Genomic DNA, 21,513 nt, shown 5'->3' with positions numbered 1-21,513 from the left:
CTATATGTCTTTACATGAAGAAGGGCAAAAACAAATCTATCGTGTAGATGGGTTCACTTGAGCAGGTTGCGCGTCCACGTTCGAGAAGAACGTGCAACACCTGGAGGGTGTGACAGATGCATGCGTGAATTTTGGTGCAGGTAAACTAACAGTTTATGGAGATACATCTATACATGCTTTAGAAAAAGCTGGTGCTTTCGAAAATCTATCCGTACGTCCTGAAAATCAGAAAAATCCTCCGCTGAAAATTTCAATATGGAAAAAGTATTTCACTCTCATTTTAGCTTTTATTTTATTATGTTTAGGTTTCACTTTTCATGGAATTCATGGAGAGTATTCTATTTATACAATACTTGCGTATACTTTCACCATTCTTGTCGGAGGACATTCCTTGCTTCGTACAGGGTTCTCTAATCTTTTACAACTTATTTTTGACATGAAAACATTAATGACTGTAGCGGTTGCCGGTGCTGTGTTGATTGGAGAATGGAGAGAAGCTGCGATTGTTGTAATTTTATTTGCTATTAGCGAAGTTCTTGAACGTTTTTCACTCGATAAAGCCCGTCATTCGATTCGTTCATTAATGGATATAGCACCAGACCAGGCAATCATACGCCAGAACGGTGAAATTCAAACAATCCCAGTGGAAGATGTTGAAATTGGAGATATCCAAATCGTAAAACCAGGTACAAAAATTGCAATGGATGGGCGAATTATCAAAGGTTTTTCGAGTATTAATCAAGCATCTATTACCGGTGAGTCCGTTCCGGTTGAGAAACACCCCGGAAATAACGCCTATGCCGGAACCTTGAATGAAGAAGGCTATTTAGAAATCGAAGTGACAAAACGGGTCGAGGATACTACACTTTCAAAAATTATTCACCTCGTAGAAGAAGCGCAAGCTGAAAAAGCACCGTCACAAGCTTTTATCGATCGGTTTGCAGCTTACTATACCCCTGCCATTATGATAATCGCTCTAATAGTTGCTGTTTTGCCACCGCTTTTATCGACTGCGGAATGGAGCACTTGGATTTATCAGGGCCTTGCTGTTCTTGTCGTTGGGTGTCCATGTGCACTCGTAATATCCACTCCTGTGTCTGTCGTTACTGCAATTGGCAATGCTGCTAGAAACGGAGTGCTCATAAAAGGCGGTATTTATCTTGAAGAGATGGGAGCACTCAAAGCAATTGCGTTTGACAAGACTGGAACTTTAACTAGAGGAGTTCCGGCTGTTACAGATATACAATTCTTTTCGGAAAAAGGAGGAGTGTTCCGACTTTTAGCTGCATTGGAATATCACTCTAATCATCCTCTGGCATCGGCCATCTTAAAAAAAGCGGAGCAGGAAGGAATTTCTTATACAGATATGAAAGTGAGTGGATTTCAATCCGTAACAGGAAAAGGAATTCAAGGAACCATTAATGGCAAGACCTATTACGTTGGAAAACCATCCTTTTTCACAAACGGCTTAACTCATGATATCCAAAAACAAATCAAAGATTTTCAGCAAGAAGGAAAAACTGTTATTTTAATGGGAGATGAGTATAAGATCATTGCTTTAGCAGCAATTGCTGACGAATTGCGTGATTCCAGCAGTATTGTTATGAAACAATTACAAAACTCTGGTGTACGGGAAATAGTAATGCTAACGGGAGATAATAAGCAGACAGCAGAGACAATTGGGAAGGCTGTTGGTGTAACAAACGTTCAATCAGAACTTCTACCAGAGGATAAACTTACATTTATAAAACAGATGAGAAAAGAGCACAAAAAAACAGCAATGGTTGGTGATGGTGTTAATGATGCACCCGCTCTTGCAAGTGCAACGGTAGGTATAGCAATGGGAGGTGCTGGCACAGATACGTCCCTTGAAACGGCTGATATTGCACTAATGGCAGACGATTTAGAAAAACTCCCTTACACGGTTCGACTCAGCCGTCAAGCTCTTCGTATTATTAAACAAAACATTTCGTTTGCCATCGGGATTAAAATTCTTGCGTTGCTACTTGTGATTCCAGGATGGCTCACGTTATGGATTGCTATATTTGCCGACATGGGAGCAACCATACTCGTCACAATGAACGCCCTTCGATTAATGAGAACAAAAAAATAGCAGCCGTATGATATTCATCACGGCTGCTTTAATCTTTTTAGAAAGGGGCTTTCGGGCGCTCCCTTTACTATATCTAATACAATGTGCTCAATGCTTCTTTACTAAACGGCTTTAATTCATCGGCTCTGCCGTCACGAATTTTAGCAACCCAGGCTGGATCCATTAGCAAGGAACGACCGATGGCAACTAAATCAAATTCATCATTCTCTAATTTTTTCATTAATCCATCCAAACTCGTTGTATTGGCACTAGTACCACTTGTAAACTCACCATCAAGACCTACAGAACCAACAGAAATAACCGGCTTTTTGGATAGTTCCTTCGTCCAACCAGCAAGATTTAAACTAGACTCTTCGAATTCTGGTTCCCAGAAACGGCGCGTGGAGCAGTGGAAGATGTCTACTCCTGCTTCTACAAGAGGCTGAAGGATATTTTCCAATTCACTTGGAGAATTTGCGATTTTAGCTTTATAATCATTCATCTTCCATTGGGAAAAACGGAAGATAATCGGGAAGTCAGGTCCAACCTTATTTCGACAAGCCTCCACTATTTCCACAGCAAAACGTGTACGGGAAGTAAGATCTCCTCCATATTTGTCAGTACGTTGATTCGTTTGTTCCCATAAAAATTGGTCAATTAGATATCCGTGTGCCCCGTGGATTTCGATACCATCAAAACCTATCCGTTTTGCATCCGCAGCTGCTTGAGCATAAGCTTCAATCATCTCAGAAATCTCTTGTTCAGTCATTGGTTCACTGATCTTTTCACCGTCTAATGTAAGACCAGATGGTCCAACTGGCATTGCGTTTTTGTTTGGAAGATCTCCAACCTGACGTGTCATACCAACATGCCAGAGTTGCGGTACAATTTTCCCTCCAGCTTCATGTACTTCTTTTACTACATTTTCCCAACCCTTCAACGAGCTCTCTCCATGAAAGACTGGAATGCTTGCCCCTGATACAGATGCTGGATGATTAATTCCTGTACCTTCTGTCACAATTAATCCAACATCGTTTTCAGCTCGGCGACGATAATAAGCTGCCACATCTTCTCCAGGTACATTTCCAGGTGAAAAGCCTCTAGTCATCGGCGCCATCACTGTACGGTTTGGCAGAGAAAGATTTTTGCTATGAAACGATTCAAATAAAGGTTTTATAGATGCGTTTTCTGTCATGTTACTCAATGCGACGTCCTCCTTTGTTTAAATACCAACAAAAAGCATTGTCGCAGAAAATCTTAGGAATGCAAAGTAATCTGCTTTATTATTATCACCATTCGTGATACTATCAACCGCAAAAAACACTCGCAGAATTAACTGCGAGTGTCTTTGTTGAGTTTAAATCGATTAACGACTTCTTGCAAATCCGTCGCCATTTTACTTAACGATTGTGCAGCTGAATCAATTTCTTCCATTGAAGCTAATTGTTGCTCCGAACCAGCAGCTACATTTTGTGCACTTGATGATGTTTCTTCCGTTATTTTAGTCATTTCTCTAAATGCCGCGGTGACCTCGTCACTGCTTGATGATATTTCTTCGGAAGTGGCAGCGATTTGTTCAATTTGCTCACCGACGGATTGTGTATAGGATCTAATTTCCTCAAACCGTTCTTTGGCCTGGTTAACAATCGACATGCCATCTTCTACTTCCTGGGTAACTTTTGCGGTAGATTCCGTAGATTTCTCCATATCTTGTTGGATATCTCCGATAATATTAGATATTTGGTTAGATGATTGTTGTGATTCTTCAGCTAGCTTTCGTACTTGTTCGGCCACAACTGCGAACCCTTTACCATGTTCCCCAGCTCTAGCTGCTTCAATCGCTGCATTTAGAGCTAATAGGTTTGTCTGCTCAGATATGTCAGAGATAACACTCAAAATACTTTCAATTTCTTTCGAACGTTGTCCTAGAGATTGATTGACTTCATTTGAATCCGTTACAGCTTCATGAATGGTCTGCATTTTTTCAACCGTTTGTTGTACTGCTTGTCCCCCTTCATTCGCTTTTTCAAGGGTTTGCGCAGAAGTAGCAGCCATTTCGGTTGCAGATGATGCCATTTGTTCAACTCCGCGAGACACTTCTTCCATAGACTCAACATTTTGTTGAGCTCGATTTTTTTGTGTTTCTGATCCACTAGCCACTTGTTGAATCGATTGTGTGATGTCTTCCGACGATTGACTTGATTGTTCTGCACTAGCCGTTAGCTCTTCTGAGGACGAACTAACCTGCTCAGCATTTTCTTCCACTTCTTGAATAATTTCTCGTAAATTAGTCGTCATTGTATTAAAATGTGTCGTCAGTTCTCCGACTTCATCATTCGTTTTGACATCGGCCTTTTCTCCCGATAAATCACCGTCTGCTACCTGTTTCACTTTTTCTGTAATAACTCGTATCGGATTACTGATTTTCCCTGCAACAATTGCTGCCACGAAGATGATAACAACAGCGGCAACGATCGTTATAATAATTGTATATAGTTGAATATGGTCCGTGACAGAAAGAACGCTATCCATCGGGGTCGTTAAATACAATCCATATCCAGCTAATGGAATCGGAGCAAAAGCAGAAAGCGTTTCATCTCCATTATTTTCTGTTACGATTGAAAATCCTTGTTCCTCTTTACCTTGTTCAAAAACAGATACCCATTCCTCATTTAATCCGGATTCACTGACAGTTGTACCAATTAAATCTTCGTTCTTGTGTAGTTGTATTGTATTCTCACCGTCAACAAAAACGGGTTCTATGTTACCTAATTCGTTATTCTCTTGATCTAAGTATTGGGCAATTAGCGCCTCAAAGTTAACAGATGCAGATAAGACACCGATTATTTCACCGGAATCATCTTCCACTGGCGATGCTACGACAACAATTCGATTACCTGTCGAATTGGAAACAAGCACATCAGAAATAGTATCATTACCTGACATTCCGTTTTGAAAATATTCCCTATCCGACAAATCCAATTCGTCAATATTGTCTTCTGTCGTATGGGCGCGAACGATACCTTCCGGATCGGTAAATACTACCGTTTCAAACGTATCTTCCTGGTTAATAACATAATTCATTAGTTGTAATTGATCATCTACATTTTCTGATTTTATGTCTTCAGACTGAGAGGTAAGTTTGATTTCTGACAATCTCCGGTCTAGCCACTGCTCCATTCCACTAGCAGTACTTTGAGCTAACTCTTCCATCGACTCTTCTTCTTGTAAAACAATTTCATCGCTACTTAGTTGATAAATAAAGTAGGCAGCAATTCCCATTGGTATCAACCCAACGAGTAGAAAACTAACAATTAATTTTCTTTTTATAGTAGATGTAATAATGTTCATATTGTCCTCCCTTCAAACTATTAATTTGATTGTAACAAAAGTAATAGTTTTATAGGGAAGGTATTTAAGATTTTCTACCTAATTCGACAAATTATAAAAATAATACTCATTACTTAAGAACTATATGTCCATTCACCTTATTTTTTTGCGATGTTTCCGGTGTTCTTTGCGTGCATCAGCTGTATCAAATAAACGTTGCTCTTCTTCTGTTGAAGGTTTCACTTTCGGAACTTCTATTGGATTACCTTCTCCATCTACTGCTACCATCGTTAAAAAAGATTCTGTTGTTAATTGTTTGTCGCCTGTTAATAGATTGTTTGCATACACCTTAACAAATACTTCCATCGATGTTCGCCCGGTGGAGGTAACAAATGCTTCTAACTCTAGAGCATCTCCCGCTTTGGCGGCGGACAAAAAATCAACCGAGTCTATGGATGCTGACACAACAACACTATTAGAATGTTTCATCGCAGATAAAGCGGCGATTTCATCTATGTAAGCTAACACTTTACCACCAAATATTGTTTGCAAATGATTCGTATCAGGTGGCAATACTAGTCTCGTCTGAATCGTTCTTGACCGTTCCATTGGGTATGCCTTTTCCATATTTATTAACCCCTTCATTAAAAATTTTGCATATAAGAAAAGAGCATCCGTTACTTGGATGCCCCGTATTTGTTAAAACGACTTATCTGTGATTCTGCTTTAGCATAAATATTTCCTGCTTCTTCTTCTGTGATATCAAATTGTTCACTTGCTTTTTTTTCAACAAATGTATCGTTCTCTGCTACATCATGCTTTTCTCCTGCTTGTTCCAACTGGTCGTATTCATTCTGCATGAATTGATATACGTCCCTTTCCTGTTCGGGTAGTTTTTCTATTAATTGTTCTAATTCTTTCTCCATATATGTAACCTCCTTTACTTTCATCATAATATATTTGTGTAACATTACAAGTCATTTTCTAGAATTGTAAGATAACTTCTCATAATTATTTTAGTATACCCATCTTTTTATTATTCTTTCCGAAAAATAGGTGCGTCATTCAATTATACATACACGTCAATTTCGCGTAACTAGACTGTAAAGTGTGTCTCTTATGTCATTTGCATTTTCAGAATAGAACGCTTTTGTCACTTCACCGTTGACATGGTATTCGGTTTCTTCGGTCACACGATAGAGATCAAAAGCAATCTTGTTGTCAGATTGTGTTGTATGATAATACGCTGTTTTCCCATTATCAAGTGTAACTTCTTCATAGTCGTCAACGTCTGGTGCTTGATTTTCTTTATAATGCGTACCATATGCCCTGATTGTTGAATTGTTATCATCTAACAACGTTTTTCCATCTCCATTATCTGCTTCTTCTCCATCCTCCCAATTATCAGGGTATGTCACTTCAAATCCAAAACGATTATTTGTATAAGTTGTATGATTCGGATTCACAAATTGATCCTGATCTAAAGCGCGCGCTAAAAATACCGCAAATTGTGCTCTTGTCACATCATTGTTAGGTTTATAACTACCGTCACTGTACCCCGTAGTTATCCCCATTTGTGCTATCATCTGAACGTCATTATACAAAGCATAATCTTGGTCTATATCAGAGAAATATTCCGATTTATTTTCGTTATCACCAAATTTAAAGGCACGGTTTAGTACAGCGGCCATTTGTCCTCTCGTCAAAGCATCATTTGGCATAAATGCTCCATTTCTTCCTGAAATTATCTCTTCATCCCAAACAGCTGCTGCTACGTCATAAGCGTGAAAGTCTTCACTCACATCAGAAAAATCCGGATTTGTTCTGTTTTCGATTTCAAGGTCAAGTGCTTTCACAAGCATTGATGCAGCTTGACTTCGTATGACCGTTTCACCGGGGTGAAAACTTCCATCATCATAACCAGAAACAATCTCTTTATCTGCTAAATAATTAATTTCATCCGCTGCCCAATAATCTTCTTCTACATCACGAAAATCATCTGATTCAGCAGATGCATAAACTGGAACGAATAAAGAGATGAGAAAAGCAGGTACCATCATTTGTTTTATTTTTTTCATAGGGTTCCCCTCCATCTTCATTTAATCTCTACTATAACAATAGGAAAATACGAAAAGAAACTACTTATAGTTATATACCACATTTTTACTCATTTCTAACTTGTATATATCTTCCTTTTCCTTGCCATAATACAAACAGTAAAGAGGAGGTGTTTTATAATGAATCTTTGGCAATGGTGGTCAGATTGGAGAACATCTGCTCGAAATAACAAGATTGAGGCCATGCAAAAACAGGGGAAATGTCCCGACTGCCGCGGAAGGGGAATTCAATTAGTTCCAAATGAGTATTACTACACGGATCCTCTATCGTGCCCCGGCTGTGAGGGGAGTGGATTATTTTCCGACTGGGAAAATGAATATCATTGAATTGTTCCTGTAAAAATCAGAGTCCCCCTTTCATTAAACCCTCGTACTTTCAACAATGAACTATTGGGGCTCTGATTTTTACTTAGAAAAAATATGTTCTCATCCCTTAATAATGGAAATACAAATTGCATATCAAACGATCTCATGATGTACCCTTGGTTCATTTTCGCATGATACAAACGAGCAACTAATCCCATTATTAACATACCATGTACGACTTGTCGGGAAAATCCTTTTTGACGTGCTATTCGTTCATCAAGATGAATCGGCTGAATATCACCCGAACATTTCGCGTAATGTTGCAGACATTCCAATGAAAATGAAGTGTGGAAATCGGCATTTGTTTTTATGTTTTCTATATTTTTTGGCTTTCTAGACGTTTTGGAAAACTTATGTTTCAAAGGAATTAGCGTGGTTACTACAGCTTCAAACACTAATTTTTTATTTTCTGCGCCCGACAATGTTTGTCGCACTCGTTGAAATAATCCTGATGACAGCTTTATTGTATTTATTTCATTCAATGTAATCCAAGCTTTAATATTCATTCCAGCAGTAAGGGGGCTGTAATAAATAAACATTTGTTTTTGATGAATGACGGTGTCTTCTTGTTTCATCCAAGGAAGAAAAAAATAGTGCCAAAAAGACATCGGAAAGGTTGGCGGGGCTACCACATCAATATATCCATATTTTAATGAAGTTTGAAAGTCTGTGTATATTGGATGTTTGTCCTGCACACACTTTATCCAACGATTAATCATCTCACTTGTTATCGAAAAATCTTTAGTATCGGTTTTTGCGCCTTCCCAAGAGGAATTTATCATGATTTTGTTCCTCCGTTTTTATTTTTGCAAAGCATGGCAATTCCCATTCCACCGCCAATGCCCATTGTTACAATACCAAACTCTGTCTGTCTTTGTGTCATCTCCGTACACAACCTTGTCGTAATAATCGCTCCCGTTGCACCGTATGGATGACCAAGAGCAATCGTACCACCTCCAGTGTTCACTTTATCAACCGGAATCTCAAATGATCTTATACAAGCAAGAGTTTGAGACGCAAAGGCTTCATTAAATTCCATTTGATCAATATCTTTCATCTGCAATCTGTTTCGTTCCAAACATTGATGAACAGCAGGAACTGGACCAATTCCAAGTAAGTTCGGGTCCACGCCTGACGTCACTGTATCCAACACCTCTACGATTGGATCAAGTCCCAACTCTACTGCTCTTTTTTCTTCCATAATTAAAACAATAGAGGCACCGTCATTCTTCGGACAAGAATTTCCAGCGGTAACTGTTCCGTTTTGCATAAACACTGGGGGAAGACGTCGTAGCATTCTTTTGCTTGTTTTACGTCTTGGACATTCATCATTATTAGAAATACCAACAAGATTCACTATTTCATTATCAAACCGGCCATTTTCCATCGCCTCGGTTGCCTTACGGTGACTTTCGGCAGCATAAATATCTTGATCTTCTCTTGAAATCCCATATTTCACTGCTACATTTTCTGCCGCTTCTCCCATTTCTGGGTCGCCGATTACATCGGGGGAGAAACGAGCTCTTTCATATAAACGTGGGAAATCTTTATATACATTTTTTGGTTTTTCCATTTTCCAAGGTGCCAAACTTACACTTTCCACACCACCTGCGAAATAAATGTTGCCTGCACCGGCTTGAATCATTCTTGAAGCTATACCTATAGCTTCAAGTCCCGATCCACATTGCCTATCTACTGTCATTCCAGGTACATTCACTGGCAGACCGGCTTCAAGAGATGAAAGCCGGCCTATATTTCCACCCGGACCAACAACATTTCCTAGAATAACGTCATCTATTTCCTCCGTAGGAATTTTTGTTTCTAGCAAAATATCTTGAATGAGCGTTTTAACCAACTGTTCCGGTGGAATATTTCGGATAATTCCATCTACTTTGCCAATCACTGTTCGTTTAGCACATACGATAACTGGTTTATTCATCTATATTGTCCCTATCTTTCTTTTGCAACTTTTCCTTCATTACACTTCTTGCAGGTTTTCCACTTGTCGTAAGGAAAATTTCGTTTGTAATCTCCCATCTTTGTGGGCATTTATAAACAGCCAGATTATTTTTACAATAGGCTTTCAATTCCTCTATAACTTTTTCTTTGTCTATGTTTCTGTGATGATACAAGACGATTAAGGCTGCAGTCTTTTCACCCCAATATTCATCGTTAACTCCTGTAACAGCTGCATTTTCCACCAAATAGTGAGATTTTAATAAGGTTTCCACCTCTTCTGGAAAAACATTTAATCCTCCTGTCACTATTTTATTTTTCTTACGTCCTGCTAAATTCAAGAAACCGTCCTTTTCTGACCAAACCATGTCTCCAGAAGAGATCCATTCCCCCTTCTCCATAACCCTTTCTTGATGATACCCAGAAAAAACCATCGGACTTCGTGCAAATAACTCTCCTATTTCACCTTGTGGCAACTCTTCTCCCAACTGATCTCGAATAGAAACTTCCACAGTTGAAAAAGGATATCCAATCCCCTCTTCTTTTCTATATCTATCAACATGTGGGAGAATAGCTACAAAACTTAGCTCTGATGACCCGTAAAACGATATCCATTCTGTTTCTGGTAAAATGATTTCCCATTCCTTTATTTTATGTTTGGAGGGCTTATCACCAGATATGATGCATTTTTCTAAGATTATGTCCTTTTGTTCAAATTCCTGTAATGAAGAAAATAATGCTTCATACATTGTCGGAACTCCATACATTACCGTTATATGGTTGTTTTTTAATGTTTGCTTAAGCGCCCGGGCCGAAAAAGTTCTTTCTAAATAACAAGTAGAACCTAAATGAAGTGCGTATAACACGGCAAATAGAAATAGAGAATGGACGAGTGGACCAGGAACTGATATGTCATCCGTCGATTGTAACTGCAATTCTTTATCTGCTTCGATAAAGCTTGTAATCCAAGATTGATGAGTTCTAATAAATCCTTTTGGAAGCCCCGTTGTACCTGATGTAAACCCCATATAAAAAGGACGGTTTTTAAAGTATGGCTTAGAATAATAAGTTACAGTTCCCCCTTGCAAGAGCCAGTTTTGGTAAGACAGACTGCTTTGGCATTCCAATTCATCACAAACAACAATACGTATTTTTTTAGGAAGAACATCTATGAGTGAGAAAAAAGAGGAATCGATAAATAATACTTCTGGTCGCGCCTGCTCTAACATCGTTAGAATTTCTCGTTCACTCCATTTTGGGTCGCACGTTACAGTCAGCCATCCTGCCTTTGCCGAACCGAGAAGCACTTCTATAAATTCGATTTTATTAGACATTAAAATAGCAATTTTAGGTGGCGAAGTGTCACTATTAGCACAGTTATACTTTAACAGTGCTCCGGCAACCGTATCTGTTTTTTTATCTAAGGCAAGATAGGTTACATATTCTTCCTTTGTATGTATAGCTATTTTATCCGGATTTGTTTTTGCGTTGTTACGAAATCTAGAAGCAATAGTCATATCCATTCACCTAACTAGCGTTTTTATATAAGATCGTCTTTTGTACTCCGTTTAACAAGGAAGGGTGATTATTAGCTATTTTTACAGTAATGTATGAAGCGACAACTGCTTTTAACGTATCGCCAGGTAAAAAACTTATATCATAAATAACTGCCGTTGCAATCGAAACATTCGTAATGTAAGCATAATACAATATACCGAATATATGAATAATCAAAATACCACCTATTACATTAGCCGTTAACGCTTGAATCATACGAAGACGTGGTAAGAAACGTTCTATTATCCATCCTATAACAAAAGCAGCGATTGGCCATGACAAAATATAACCTCCACTTGGACCTAACAATACACCTATTCCTCCACGTCCACCTGATAAAAGTGGTATACCTACTGTTATCAATGCCAACACAAGAAACATACTTGCTCCGCCCAACCTTGCTCCTAAAAGACAACCAGCAAGCATAACCCCCAGTGTCTGTGCTGTAATCGGTACCGGTGAAAATGGCAATGGAATCAGCGGTATCAGTCCAAGCACTCCAACTACCGCCGCAAACATTGCAACATACATCATTGTTCTTGTTCTCATACACTTGTCCTCCAAAAATAAGTCTATATAGAATGTTAACAAGAAAAAAATAATTGTCAACATTTAATTTATTAAAGTTAACAATAAGGTGTGTTACGAAAATTAATGACTTTTCGATAATATAAAAAACACCCGAATGACTGTCATCCGAGTGTGTATAACATATTGGTTTTTGTACCTTTTTTATTTCACAATCGTATTCAAGCTTTGCTCCGTTTGACTTTGTTGGGCAAACCCACGCTGACGGAACTTTTTACGTTGTTTCTTCGTCCAAGTGTTATAGTCTTTCAAGAATTGATCATATTCAGCAGCAACCTCGGTTAATGGGCCGGAAGCTTTCATTTCACCAAATTCAAGCCAAATGGCTTTATTACAAAATTCTCTTATTTGACCAAGAGAATGGCTCACAAAAAACATTGTTTTGCCCCGTTCTTTAAACTCTTGCATCTTTTCCAAACTTTTTTTTGCAAATGCCTTGTCTCCGACAGACAGCGCTTCATCTACGATCAAAATATCTGGATCAATACTAACATTTATTGAAAAACCTAATCTTGATTTCATCCCTTTAGAATAAGATTTTACAGGCTGATCAATAAATTTATCCATTTCGGCGAATTCGATAATGTTTTGCTCCATGTTTCTAATTTCCTTTTTCGTAAATCCAAGCATTAAACATTTCATTTCGATATTTTCTCTACCAGTCAATTTGCTATTCAAACCGGAGGATATATCGATAATAGCGGGTTCACCAGTGATTTGTATATCACCGCTGGTTTCTGGAACGATGCCAGCGATAATGTTCGACAATGTTGACTTCCCAGATCCATTCACGCCTAACAATCCAATAATATCACCTTGTTCTGCTTCAAAAGAAACATTACGAAGAGCAAAAAACTCCTCTCCGAAACTTTTGGGCATCAGTAAATCTTTTAAACGCTCGGTCTGGGATTCATATAATTTGAATTTCTTCGTTACATTGTTTGCCACTACCGCTTTAGACATAGTCAATCCCCCCTTTTATAGAAAATCAATGAAGTGTCTGCGGAATCTCATATGCAAAAATCCCCCGATAACGAACAAGACAACAACAAGCCCCCAAAAATATAACGTATATTCCCAGTTTTCTACTGCGTACCACGATTCTGCGAAAAAAGAGGCACGATAACCTTCCACTAAATAATATAAAGGGTTTAACCGCATAAGCGATTCAACCCAACCTGGCATATCAGCAATCCACAAGAAAGGAGTAATATATAAGAACACACGTATGGTCGATTGAATAAACATTTGGACATCTCGAATAACTGTCGTTAGCGTTGAAGTAATAAGTACAACTGCTAACGTTAGAATCACCATACTAATAATGTAATACGGAAACTGTATATAGTATAAATTTATTTTGTAATCCGTAAACTGCATGAAGACCATAACGAGAAATAAAATAACTAAATGAGGGTATAATTTTGATACCGTGACATAAGCAGGAATAACACTAGTTGGGAAGTTCATATTCGACACTAGTCTAATCTTGGTATAAATAGCTTTTGAACCTTGTGTTATCGCTGGTTGAATAAAAAACCAAATGGTTATGCCTGCCGTCATCCAGTTTAGAAAAGGAATACCATCCACAGCACTGTTTTCTCTTATGCCGTAACCAAAAACAAACCAATAAATGGCTATGAAAAAGAGTGGGGTGATAAGCTCCCAGGCCGCCCCCAAATAGTTATTGTTATTTTTAATTTTTATTTCATACAGAGCCAGTCTATTAATTAAATAAACGTTCTGCCAAAGTTCTTTTGCGATATTAAAGACAGATTTCATAGCGATTCCCTCTTTTTTTATTGTTACCGCGACCGGCCAAAAACGCTTTCTATCACACGCTTAGCCGCATTTCCGTCTTCAAGCGAGTGAAACTTCTCTTCAAACGTATCAACGTGAGGACGATATCGCTCTCGTATGGTATCCGCATTTTTTATTTCTTCTATCAACGGTTCTGTTGTTGTAACTAAAGGTCCCGGCGCTTCGTTTTCAAAATCAAAATAGAATCCTCGTAGCATATCTCGATAATTATCAATATCATAAACATAAAATAGCATTGGTCGTTTTAACACACCAAAATCAAACATTACCGACGAATAATCAGTGATTAACAAGTCACTTACAATATAGAGATCACGAATATCCGGATAATGGGATGCATCAACTGCAAAGTCTTCATAATCACTGAGATCCAAGTGATCAGCGACCAAATAATGTAGTCGGAATAAAATCACATAGTCATCTCCGAGTTCTTCTTTCATTGCATCCATATCCATTTTAACGGAAAACTTATATTTTCCGATAAAGTGATATTCATTATCCCGCCAAGTTGGTGCGTATAATATAACTTTTTTGTCATGAGATATATTCAATCTGTTTTTTATAGCATCAACATCTTCCTTGTTGTAACGAAACAAGTAATCATTACGAGGATAACCCGTTTTTAAAAATGTATGGTCAAATTCAAACGCTCTCTCGAATATTTCAGCCGAATATTCGTTAGGTGCAACTAAATAATTCCACCTTTTTGCTTCTGTCACAAAATTCTTCTTATACATTTCGGTTGTTGTTCCAGGCATATGCACTTCTTCCATATCAAGCGCTAATTTTTTCAACGGTGTACCATGCCAAGTCTGTAAATAAACGGTCTCTGCCGGCTTGGGAATCCATTTTGGCAATCGACTATTGAACACCCAATATTTTGCACGCATCATAACAATGAACCATTTGATAGAAAAACGATGAATCGTTCGTACACCATGCTCTTCAAAATGTTTTTTATACCGATGATCAATACTCCAATAATAGGTAAAATCACGATCTTGCTTTTTCATTTCTTCATAAATTGCTCTTGGATTACAACTGTACTGTTTCCCTAAAAAACTTTCGAACACAATAATATTGTCTTTTTTAGGGAGTTTACCTACTAATCCAAATACTTTACGATACATTTTTCGTATCGTTTTTGATTTTTTCATCTTCTTCCATTTTTTTCGCATTTTTTTTAATTTCTTTTTCATAACATTCAATACCCTTCTGTTTAAAACAAGTAATCTTAGTATTTACAGCGGTCCGGTCTATTATATACCCTTTTCATAGTGTAAAACAAAAAAAGAGAGAAAAAATCCCTCTTTTTCATTAATACGCATTCGCAAGGAGCAATTCGTTTTTTATTTTTGTCGTGGAAATATTAGCGGTCCTTGGCAAGTACACGATTTCGCAGTACTGTGCAAGAGAATCAAACTTCCCTTTCCAGTCATCTCCCATTACCAGCAAGTCCACTTTATAGTTAACGATATCCTTCGCTTTTTGTTCCCACTCATTTTCAGGAATGACTTCATCGACATAACGAACTGCTTCTAAAATCATTTTTCTTTGTTCATAAGGATAATATGCTTTTTTGTTTTTTATTTCATTAAATTCATCTGTTGAGATTGCGACAATCAAGTAATCTCCTAACTCTTTAGCTCGCTTCAACAAATTTATATGACCCCAATGCAGCAAATCAAAAGTTCCATACGTTATAACTTTTTTCATTTGTATTCCTCCTAGCTTCTCTCTAACGTTATCATGAAGTTCTTTATAATCGTTTATATTTTCTTTACAAGCTTAATGAAAAAAACAGGAAAATTTCATTGACTTTCAGAATTATATCACACCATTCAAAGATTCACTATAAACAATTAATCAAATATCGCCTAAATATTATAAAAAAATATGTGAAATTCTCAAAACACTTATAGTAATATTTCTATATATACAGTCATGCTCGGTATTAGAGAAATTTATCCAATACACATTCTGTCCTCACATTTTTTCATACCTGCATTTTCTTTTCCATCCTTGATGTTGATTTAAACATAACTCCTCATAATACACACAACATCGAGCATCATAGAAAAGAAAGGGAGGTATGTTTGATTCGAAAACGCGTGCAATACGGTACCATTATTTTTATAGTGTTAGCTGTTACAGCATTCTTTCTGTTTTTTATTCCATCTTTTCGAATAGCTTATATGCCGTCGTTTGATAAAGTAGCTAATAAAGACGACATTTATCGTAACGGTCGTATTGAACAAGTTTACGATACATGGGGCGAATCGGTTTCAGAAGAAGAAGCATCTTCAAAATCACCAGCAGAACTTTCATCAAAAAAGGGAACAGTGAAAATTGATCAAGATTTGCTTGATCTTGGAAGAGAAGTTTTTTATAAGGAAACGTTTGGGAATGAAGTATTTTTAACAGATATTATGGGGATTCTTGACGGCCCGTTATCTATCTGGAATATTGCGAAAGCATCGTTTGCTTTGAAAGGGAAAGGGACAAACAACCTTCAAGTCGAATTAGCTCAGACAATTACAATAGACGATAAGACATTTGAAAAAGGAGAAAAAATTGATACAGGTTTGGCTGTTCCTAAAGGTGGCATGATGCCGATTGGGATGCCGCTGACGGTAGAAAAAGGACGCGTGAAAGCAGGTATTACCTGTGCGGCCTGTCACGCCAGAGTCGACGAGCGCAATGGTAAAATAGTCGAAGGAGCAACAAATACAAATTTGAATGTTGGGCTGCTGATGGCTCTCGCTAGTAATTCAGCAGCCTATTTCACCCATACAGAAAAAGAAAATATAGAGAAATACGTTAGCTCCTCTAGCCGCGAAATTAAAACATCTGATAATAAAACGGCTAAGTTACCCGACATTAATACATTTGAACAAGAAGTCGATAAAACTTTAATTAGCTGGCCGCGTGGTTTTTTTGATGCGACGGTAGACCTTACATCCAACCCCACACAGGTAGGCGATTCTTTTACTTTTGGAGATCACCCGTACAGTTGGAGTGGAATGGGAATGGCTGGACCATTCAACGGTTTAACAACGCTTAGTAACAATGTTCATGCACAAGGTGCAGATGCTCTTGCACAGTCTCATATTAGTAAAGAAATGTTTGAGATAGATGAAGAAATGTATATCGGCACTATTCTTCAAAACGCTGCTAATGAAAGATTTCGTTATCAACCGTCCTCCTCGAAAAAGCCAAGTTCTTTTTTCAAGGATGTCGATCCAAATCCACAAACTCCTGGTGTGAACGAATTAGTGAAGCTTCCGACTTTTCCGCGAGTCACATTAGCAGCTCCAGACGGATTGATTGTATCATCACCCGGATATAAAGTGAATGAACAAAACAATGCAGTATCCGCGTATCAAAATACCCTTGTTCCACCAAAGCCGGAGCGGTCCGTCAGTGATGCGGTTATTAAACAAGGTAGAGAGGTATTTCAACGAGCAGGGTGTTCGTCTTGTCACGCTGGTCGTTTCAAAACAAACAATCAAATTATTCCTTCTAAAGAAATCGGCACAAGTCCAACTCGTGCGAAAGCGTTAGCCTCAACAGAAAAAATTTGGGATAAAGCATCTATATATGCGCCAGACACACCCGTTCCAGTACCTAACCAACCTCTTCGTTTACAAATTCCTTCAAATAGCTTCTCGAAAAACGATGTAAAACTAGGTTTTGCTCACAACGGTTCAGATGGGGGATACAAAGTAAAAGGACTTGCTGGAGTTTATTGGCAGGCCCCATATTTACATGATGGAGGCGTTGCCGTAGGTCCAGATGAAAAGAAGGATATAGGTATTCCCGGAACTCTAAACAAAGGAATAAATCCAGATCCTTACCTCAGTATGAAAGCAATGGTGGATGAATCGTTACGACAAAAAGTGATAGATGCTAATCAATCATCGACAAAACTGAAAAAGTTGGATATCAAAGGGGGAGGTCACTCTTTTTGGGTCGATAAGAGGAGAGGATTTACGAGGGCAGAACAAAACGCACTAGTAGAGTATGTATTGCAATTGGATGGGGAAAAAGACTGACTTATTCAGTCTTTTTCCTTCTAAAAAAATACAATAGGTTTGCAATGCCTCCAATGAAACCTGTTACCATTAAAACCATCGGAACTATCCATAAGTTAGAAGAAAAGGAGACTGTCGATAGGCGATAAGCCCCCCAACTCATTAAAATGATGGAGCTGGCAAGACCAACTGCCGGTTTCGTCTTTTTCTTTGCCATCACCCCGCACCTCCTTTTCATGCCTATAACAACCTTAAGCTACATGTTCGCTCCTACTAATGGAATTCCTCTTTTTTTGCTGTTTTTTATTCACATAAATGGCCGGAGCTGCAAGCATCCACATGGTTCCCAAGTGAAAGCTAATTACATTGATAATTTGATTCTCTACAAAATTTACCTCTTTCATGCTCGAAAAAAATTCTAAGGAAAAACCTAAAATAGGTCCCCCTTCAGCAAATACAAACAAAGCAGCCAGTAGAAACCAACATAGAGTAATAATTATCATGAATAACATTTTATCCTCCTTGTTTCTTTTTTTACGAAAAAAAAGGAAGATTGTTTCAAGAATGATTCTTTTATTTTTCTTAAAGCAAAAAGAGGCATCCCATTTACATCTTGAGATGCCTCTTTTTATGAACCTCATACAAATAGCTCATCTTAGTGGCAATTTACTAATTATCCAGTATTAAGAAGCTTCTTCTTTTGATTTTTTGTGGTGGTGATGAGGAAGTGGAATAAACCCATTATCTTCTAAGTCAGCGTATCGTTTGTCTAAATGTGATTTTATTTTCTCACTTTTTTCTTTTGGTATTACTCCAAACTCAACATACTTTTCAATCACTGTTTTTTCTTGTTCTATAATGCTTGTATGCAGTTCCGATAGCTCTTTTTGCTGTTTTTTCGTAAGTTCTACGTCTTCCATCCCTTCATGAAAACTTTCGGCCGTCACTTGCTGTGGTATAACAAACATGACTACTACCGCTGCAACAACTGCAGTCAACCAACTCATACAATATTTATTCAATACTATCCCTCCTTCTATCGTCGTTTTATTTTGTGAAAGTATAGGTATTTTATTCATTTTTTTCTTGTTTAACATCACTCATTTTCGCAAAACGTATGGAATATAGCAGTTACTTACACTAGGAGGATTAGAAATGAAAGATAAACTGTTACCTGTTACTTCGATTATGAATGGGTCGATTCAAGAAGTGACAGATACACTTTTTTCCTATACGAATCAAGTGGTAAATGTTTGTTTTTATATATCAGCGGAACAAGAATGGGTGCTTATTGATGCAGGAATGCCACATTCAGCAGATGCCATTCGTAAAGCGGCCAAAAAACAAATAGGCAGCGATCATCCACCACAAGCAATTATTCTTACCCACGGCCACTTCGATCATGTCGGTGCAGTCGAAGAACTTGCACAATGTTGGAATGTACCTGTTTATGCTCATGAAAAAGAACTGCCCTACCTCACAGGTGAACGAAATTATCCAGAGCCGGACACGAGTGTAGAAGGAGGTTGGGTAGCTAAAATGTCAAAAATGTTCCCAAATGAAGGAATTGATATCAGTAAACAAATAAAACAGCTTCCAGAAGATGGTTCGATTCCTGTTATGCAAGGGTGGAAATGGCTTCATACTCCCGGACATACACCTGGTCATATTTCTTTATATAATGACACGAATCAAGTACTAATCGCAGGTGATGCGTTTGTAACGGTAAAACAAGATTCTTTATTCAAGGTCACCATGCAAACCCAGGAAGTTCATGGTCCACCACGTTACTTAACAACAGACTGGAATGCCGCCCGACAATCGGTGGAAAAATTGCGTGACCTTCAACCTGATATTGCTATCACCGGTCACGGGATTCCAATGGGTGGAGATGACCTAAAAGCAGGTTTAAATCAACTTGTCACTCGTTTTGACCAGATCGCTATTCCTGATTACGGAGAATATGTTTAGAGAATCCTTATTTGAAAGGAGGTGAAAATACATGGCTCAGGACGTGCTTTGTGAGGTCCATAACTGTCATTATTGGGAAGACGGAAATCTTTGCAACGCAGATAAAATTTATGTTGTCAGCCATCAAGGAGAAAAAGCTTCCAATGTGCATGAAACAGATTGTAAAACGTTTGAAAAAGCACATTAACCATCTTAATTAATACAAGCCCCTCTTCCTGCAAAGGAAAAGGGGCTTGTAATTTTGAATACTAAAATACAAAATTTATTATCGCACTTACTACTACAACCAAACCTATAATCATTAGTATTGTCCGTATCATACATTCATCCTCCATTTCTTTTTCTTGTTGTTATTTTATTTTTCCCGAATGAAATGAAATAAAAACAATACGTTATGAGTATATATGGTTAAACGCAGTCTCGTTTGGGAAAAAAGAGAAAGAGAGGGGGAAGTTTAATGCGTATTATGCGTATGTATACGTTCGGAAGGACTCTTGGTAAAGAAATGCAATCAGACCGGGCGACTGGTCTTGCAGCAGAACAGGCCTTTTTTTATATGTTATCTCTTTTTCCTTTATTGATTTTATTTTTGTCTGTTCTTCCTTACTTTTCAATGGACATGGACCGTCTTATGTTTTTCATTGAAACGGCCCTTCCTCCTCAAACTGCAGCAATGATAGAGGAAAACGTTATTAATGTCGTACAAAATGACAACTCGGGATTACTGACATTTGGGGTTATTGGTACGATTTGGTCCGCATCTGCCGGCATGAATGCTTTTATTAAGGCAATGAATGAAGCATTTAATGTAACAACACATAGACCCATATGGAAAGCTAGATTTTTATCCATCATTCTTACTTTCGGTATGTTAGCTTCCCTTATCATTATTTTTATTCTATCTATTTTTGGAGAACTTTTACTTGATATGATAACTTCTTATTTTACATTACCAGAACAAACAGAAGTTTTATTTCAAATATTGCGTTGGGTTCTAACTATCGTCGTTATGATTGCTCTCTTATGCTGCCTTTATTTTTTTGCACCCAAGATTAAACTTTCATTCCGCTATGTCCTGCCAGGAGCAATATCAGCCACCATTCTTTGGCAGCTGATTTCATTTGGATTTTCATTTTATGTTAGTAATTTCGGGAACTATTCGGCTACTTATGGTAGTCTCGGTGGTGTCATCGTTTTAATGTTATGGTTATTTTTAACAGGACTTTCTCTTGTTATCGGCGGAGAAATCAATGCAATCATTCATAAGAATAGACGTTATGACTAATGGAATTCGTTATTCGCTTATTAGAGATGAGGAAGGACATGTCATGTAAATGAATATCTAAAAACCGATATCGACCTAGAAAGACGGAGAATTTTTTCAGTGTATACGACACTATTGTGAGAGAAGTAGGATCAAAGTTATTAAAAAACAGGAGGCGTTCGCAATGTCGCCATTTGTTCTACGTCTGACGTTATTGTAAATCGATATCATATCGGCAGCACTCGATAAACTTTATGGACGTTGCCTGTTAAATCATATAACCATTCGTGATAAAATGTTAGTGTTCAGCGGCAGATTGTCCTCAGAAATGTTGACAAAAATCGCAAAAATTGGAGTAATAAAAGATACCCCCACCGACCTTGTAATATAATAAGATTGACTGAAAATTTAAACATT

Annotated in this window: 23 protein-coding genes; 7 read left to right on the top strand and 16 right to left on the bottom strand. The window is 37.9% G+C overall.

Going from position 1 to position 21,513, the window contains the following annotated elements; genetic code table 11:
- Window positions 1-4 precede the first annotated feature (4 nt).
- The gene (locus J2S78_RS06670) at window positions 5-2,113 is read left to right on the top strand and encodes a heavy metal translocating P-type ATPase (RefSeq protein ID WP_306897236.1); all 2,109 of its coding nucleotides are present in this window, start codon (window positions 5-7) and stop codon (window positions 2,111-2,113) included.
- Between the two features lie 73 nt (window positions 2,114-2,186).
- Here J2S78_RS06670 and J2S78_RS06665 read toward each other — a convergent pair whose 3' ends face one another.
- From J2S78_RS06665 to J2S78_RS06645, 5 genes are all read right to left on the bottom strand, one after another.
- Window positions 2,187-3,287 carry an NADH:flavin oxidoreductase gene (locus J2S78_RS06665; RefSeq protein ID WP_306898737.1) on the bottom strand — a complete coding sequence of 367 codons (1,101 nt, stop codon included), beginning with the start codon at window positions 3,285-3,287 and terminating at the stop codon, window positions 2,187-2,189.
- 137 nt (window positions 3,288-3,424) lie between these two features.
- The gene (locus tag J2S78_RS06660) at window positions 3,425-5,443 is read right to left on the bottom strand and encodes a methyl-accepting chemotaxis protein (protein WP_306897235.1); all 2,019 of its coding nucleotides are present in this window, start codon (window positions 5,441-5,443) and stop codon (window positions 3,425-3,427) included.
- A 132-nt stretch (window positions 5,444-5,575) separates the two neighbouring features.
- A complete protein-coding gene (locus tag J2S78_RS06655) occupies window positions 5,576-6,049 on the bottom strand; it encodes an acyl-CoA thioesterase (RefSeq protein ID WP_306897234.1) in 474 nt (157 codons plus the stop codon).
- Window positions 6,050-6,099: 50 nt separating this feature from the next.
- Complete coding sequence (locus J2S78_RS06650; protein WP_306897232.1) at window positions 6,100-6,348, bottom strand: hypothetical protein; 249 nt, start codon at window positions 6,346-6,348, stop codon at window positions 6,100-6,102.
- A 156-nt stretch (window positions 6,349-6,504) separates the two neighbouring features.
- Window positions 6,505-7,500: an S-layer homology domain-containing protein gene (locus tag J2S78_RS06645; RefSeq protein WP_306897231.1), complete on the bottom strand. Its 996-nt coding sequence runs from the start codon at window positions 7,498-7,500 to the stop codon at window positions 6,505-6,507.
- Between the two features lie 159 nt (window positions 7,501-7,659).
- Here J2S78_RS06645 and J2S78_RS06640 point away from each other — a divergent pair, with 159 nt between their 5' ends.
- Window positions 7,660-7,866, top strand: coding sequence for a methionine aminopeptidase (locus J2S78_RS06640; protein ID WP_306897230.1), 207 nt, complete (start codon window positions 7,660-7,662; stop codon window positions 7,864-7,866).
- Here J2S78_RS06640 and J2S78_RS06635 read toward each other — a convergent pair.
- From J2S78_RS06635 to tagD, 8 genes are all read right to left on the bottom strand, one after another.
- Window positions 7,860-8,687 (bottom strand): MaoC family dehydratase, encoded by an 828-nt coding sequence (locus J2S78_RS06635; RefSeq protein WP_306897228.1) that lies wholly within the window; start codon window positions 8,685-8,687, stop codon window positions 7,860-7,862. The two genes, J2S78_RS06640 and J2S78_RS06635, sit on opposite strands and share 7 nt — an antisense overlap.
- The gene (locus J2S78_RS06630) at window positions 8,684-9,844 is read right to left on the bottom strand and encodes a thiolase family protein (protein ID WP_306897226.1); all 1,161 of its coding nucleotides are present in this window, start codon (window positions 9,842-9,844) and stop codon (window positions 8,684-8,686) included. The genes J2S78_RS06635 and J2S78_RS06630 overlap by 4 nt, the downstream gene beginning before the upstream one ends.
- Window positions 9,837-11,378: an AMP-binding protein gene (locus J2S78_RS06625; RefSeq protein ID WP_306897224.1), complete on the bottom strand. Its 1,542-nt coding sequence runs from the start codon at window positions 11,376-11,378 to the stop codon at window positions 9,837-9,839. Before J2S78_RS06625 ends, J2S78_RS06630 begins: the two co-directional genes overlap by 8 nt.
- Window positions 11,379-11,388: 10 nt before the next feature.
- On the bottom strand, window positions 11,389-11,967 hold the full coding sequence (locus J2S78_RS06620; protein ID WP_306897223.1) for a biotin transporter BioY: 579 nt from the start codon (window positions 11,965-11,967) through the stop codon (window positions 11,389-11,391).
- Between the two features lie 183 nt (window positions 11,968-12,150).
- The gene (gene tagH / locus J2S78_RS06615) at window positions 12,151-12,969 is read right to left on the bottom strand and encodes a teichoic acids export ABC transporter ATP-binding subunit TagH (protein WP_306897221.1); all 819 of its coding nucleotides are present in this window, start codon (window positions 12,967-12,969) and stop codon (window positions 12,151-12,153) included.
- A 15-nt stretch (window positions 12,970-12,984) separates the two neighbouring features.
- Window positions 12,985-13,788: an ABC transporter permease gene (locus J2S78_RS06610; protein WP_306897220.1), complete on the bottom strand. Its 804-nt coding sequence runs from the start codon at window positions 13,786-13,788 to the stop codon at window positions 12,985-12,987.
- A gap of 23 nt (window positions 13,789-13,811) precedes the next feature.
- Window positions 13,812-15,026, bottom strand: a complete 1,215-nt coding sequence (locus J2S78_RS06605) for a CDP-glycerol glycerophosphotransferase family protein (RefSeq protein ID WP_306897218.1) — start codon at window positions 15,024-15,026, stop codon at window positions 13,812-13,814.
- A gap of 118 nt (window positions 15,027-15,144) precedes the next feature.
- A complete protein-coding gene (gene tagD, locus J2S78_RS06600) occupies window positions 15,145-15,543 on the bottom strand; it encodes a glycerol-3-phosphate cytidylyltransferase (RefSeq protein ID WP_125559863.1) in 399 nt (132 codons plus the stop codon).
- 383 nt (window positions 15,544-15,926) lie between these two features.
- On the opposite strand from tagD, the gene J2S78_RS06595 reads away from it, so the two are divergent.
- On the top strand, window positions 15,927-17,882 hold the full coding sequence (locus J2S78_RS06595; RefSeq protein ID WP_370871559.1) for an electron transport protein: 1,956 nt from the start codon (window positions 15,927-15,929) through the stop codon (window positions 17,880-17,882).
- Window position 17,883: 1 nt separating this feature from the next.
- On the opposite strand, the gene J2S78_RS06590 is transcribed toward J2S78_RS06595, so the two are convergent.
- From J2S78_RS06590 to J2S78_RS06580, 3 genes are all read right to left on the bottom strand, one after another.
- Window positions 17,884-18,078: a hypothetical protein gene (locus J2S78_RS06590; RefSeq protein ID WP_306897215.1), complete on the bottom strand. Its 195-nt coding sequence runs from the start codon at window positions 18,076-18,078 to the stop codon at window positions 17,884-17,886.
- A gap of 34 nt (window positions 18,079-18,112) precedes the next feature.
- A complete protein-coding gene (locus tag J2S78_RS06585) occupies window positions 18,113-18,373 on the bottom strand; it encodes a hypothetical protein (protein ID WP_306897213.1) in 261 nt (86 codons plus the stop codon).
- 171 nt (window positions 18,374-18,544) lie between these two features.
- Complete coding sequence (locus J2S78_RS06580) at window positions 18,545-18,883, bottom strand: YckD family protein (RefSeq protein WP_306897211.1); 339 nt, start codon at window positions 18,881-18,883, stop codon at window positions 18,545-18,547.
- A 133-nt stretch (window positions 18,884-19,016) separates the two neighbouring features.
- Here J2S78_RS06580 and J2S78_RS06575 point away from each other — a divergent pair, with 133 nt between their 5' ends.
- The 4 genes from J2S78_RS06575 to J2S78_RS17080 all read left to right on the top strand — a co-directional run bounded on the left by J2S78_RS06575 (window position 19,017) and on the right by J2S78_RS17080 (window position 21,487).
- On the top strand, window positions 19,017-19,832 hold the full coding sequence (locus tag J2S78_RS06575) for an MBL fold metallo-hydrolase (RefSeq protein ID WP_306897210.1): 816 nt from the start codon (window positions 19,017-19,019) through the stop codon (window positions 19,830-19,832).
- A gap of 31 nt (window positions 19,833-19,863) precedes the next feature.
- Window positions 19,864-20,019, top strand: coding sequence for a DUF1540 domain-containing protein (locus J2S78_RS06570; RefSeq protein WP_125559852.1), 156 nt, complete (start codon window positions 19,864-19,866; stop codon window positions 20,017-20,019).
- A 270-nt stretch (window positions 20,020-20,289) separates the two neighbouring features.
- Window positions 20,290-21,117, top strand: a complete 828-nt coding sequence (locus J2S78_RS06565) for a YihY/virulence factor BrkB family protein (protein WP_306897207.1) — start codon at window positions 20,290-20,292, stop codon at window positions 21,115-21,117.
- Window positions 21,118-21,391: 274 nt separating this feature from the next.
- On the top strand, window positions 21,392-21,487 hold the full coding sequence (locus J2S78_RS17080) for a hypothetical protein (protein WP_370871523.1): 96 nt from the start codon (window positions 21,392-21,394) through the stop codon (window positions 21,485-21,487).
- Window positions 21,488-21,513 lie beyond the last annotated feature (26 nt).

This window comes from Salibacterium salarium (assembly GCF_030813635.1).
Taxonomy (GTDB): domain Bacteria; phylum Bacillota; class Bacilli; order Bacillales; family Marinococcaceae; genus Salibacterium; species Salibacterium salarium.
The sequence above is the reverse complement of the archived record's forward strand: the minus strand, read 5'-3'. Positions and strand labels throughout refer to the sequence as shown.

Coding starts and splice junctions, on each gene's coding strand:
- J2S78_RS06665 (WP_306898737.1), bottom strand. CDS start 3,287: ATGACAGAAAACGCATCTATAAAACCTTTATTTGAATCGTTTCATAGC.
- J2S78_RS06660 (WP_306897235.1), bottom strand. CDS start 5,443: ATGAACATTATTACATCTACTATAAAAAGAAAATTAATTGTTAGTTTT.
- J2S78_RS06655 (WP_306897234.1), bottom strand. CDS start 6,049: ATGGAAAAGGCATACCCAATGGAACGGTCAAGAACGATTCAGACGAGA.
- J2S78_RS06650 (WP_306897232.1), bottom strand. CDS start 6,348: ATGGAGAAAGAATTAGAACAATTAATAGAAAAACTACCCGAACAGGAA.
- J2S78_RS06645 (WP_306897231.1), bottom strand. CDS start 7,500: ATGAAAAAAATAAAACAAATGATGGTACCTGCTTTTCTCATCTCTTTA.
- J2S78_RS06640 (WP_306897230.1), top strand. CDS start 7,660: ATGAATCTTTGGCAATGGTGGTCAGATTGGAGAACATCTGCTCGAAAT.
- J2S78_RS06635 (WP_306897228.1), bottom strand. CDS start 8,687: ATGATAAATTCCTCTTGGGAAGGCGCAAAAACCGATACTAAAGATTTT.
- J2S78_RS06630 (WP_306897226.1), bottom strand. CDS start 9,844: ATGAATAAACCAGTTATCGTATGTGCTAAACGAACAGTGATTGGCAAA.
- J2S78_RS06625 (WP_306897224.1), bottom strand. CDS start 11,378: ATGACTATTGCTTCTAGATTTCGTAACAACGCAAAAACAAATCCGGAT.
- J2S78_RS06620 (WP_306897223.1), bottom strand. CDS start 11,967: ATGAGAACAAGAACAATGATGTATGTTGCAATGTTTGCGGCGGTAGTT.
- tagH (WP_306897221.1), bottom strand. CDS start 12,969: ATGTCTAAAGCGGTAGTGGCAAACAATGTAACGAAGAAATTCAAATTA.
- J2S78_RS06610 (WP_306897220.1), bottom strand. CDS start 13,788: ATGAAATCTGTCTTTAATATCGCAAAAGAACTTTGGCAGAACGTTTAT.
- J2S78_RS06605 (WP_306897218.1), bottom strand. CDS start 15,026: ATGAAAAAGAAATTAAAAAAAATGCGAAAAAAATGGAAGAAGATGAAA.
- tagD (WP_125559863.1), bottom strand. CDS start 15,543: ATGAAAAAAGTTATAACGTATGGAACTTTTGATTTGCTGCATTGGGGT.
- J2S78_RS06590 (WP_306897215.1), bottom strand. CDS start 18,078: ATGGCAAAGAAAAAGACGAAACCGGCAGTTGGTCTTGCCAGCTCCATC.
- J2S78_RS06585 (WP_306897213.1), bottom strand. CDS start 18,373: ATGTTATTCATGATAATTATTACTCTATGTTGGTTTCTACTGGCTGCT.
- J2S78_RS06575 (WP_306897210.1), top strand. CDS start 19,017: ATGAAAGATAAACTGTTACCTGTTACTTCGATTATGAATGGGTCGATT.
- J2S78_RS06570 (WP_125559852.1), top strand. CDS start 19,864: ATGGCTCAGGACGTGCTTTGTGAGGTCCATAACTGTCATTATTGGGAA.
- J2S78_RS06565 (WP_306897207.1), top strand. CDS start 20,290: ATGCGTATTATGCGTATGTATACGTTCGGAAGGACTCTTGGTAAAGAA.
- J2S78_RS17080 (WP_370871523.1), top strand. CDS start 21,392: ATGTTAGTGTTCAGCGGCAGATTGTCCTCAGAAATGTTGACAAAAATC.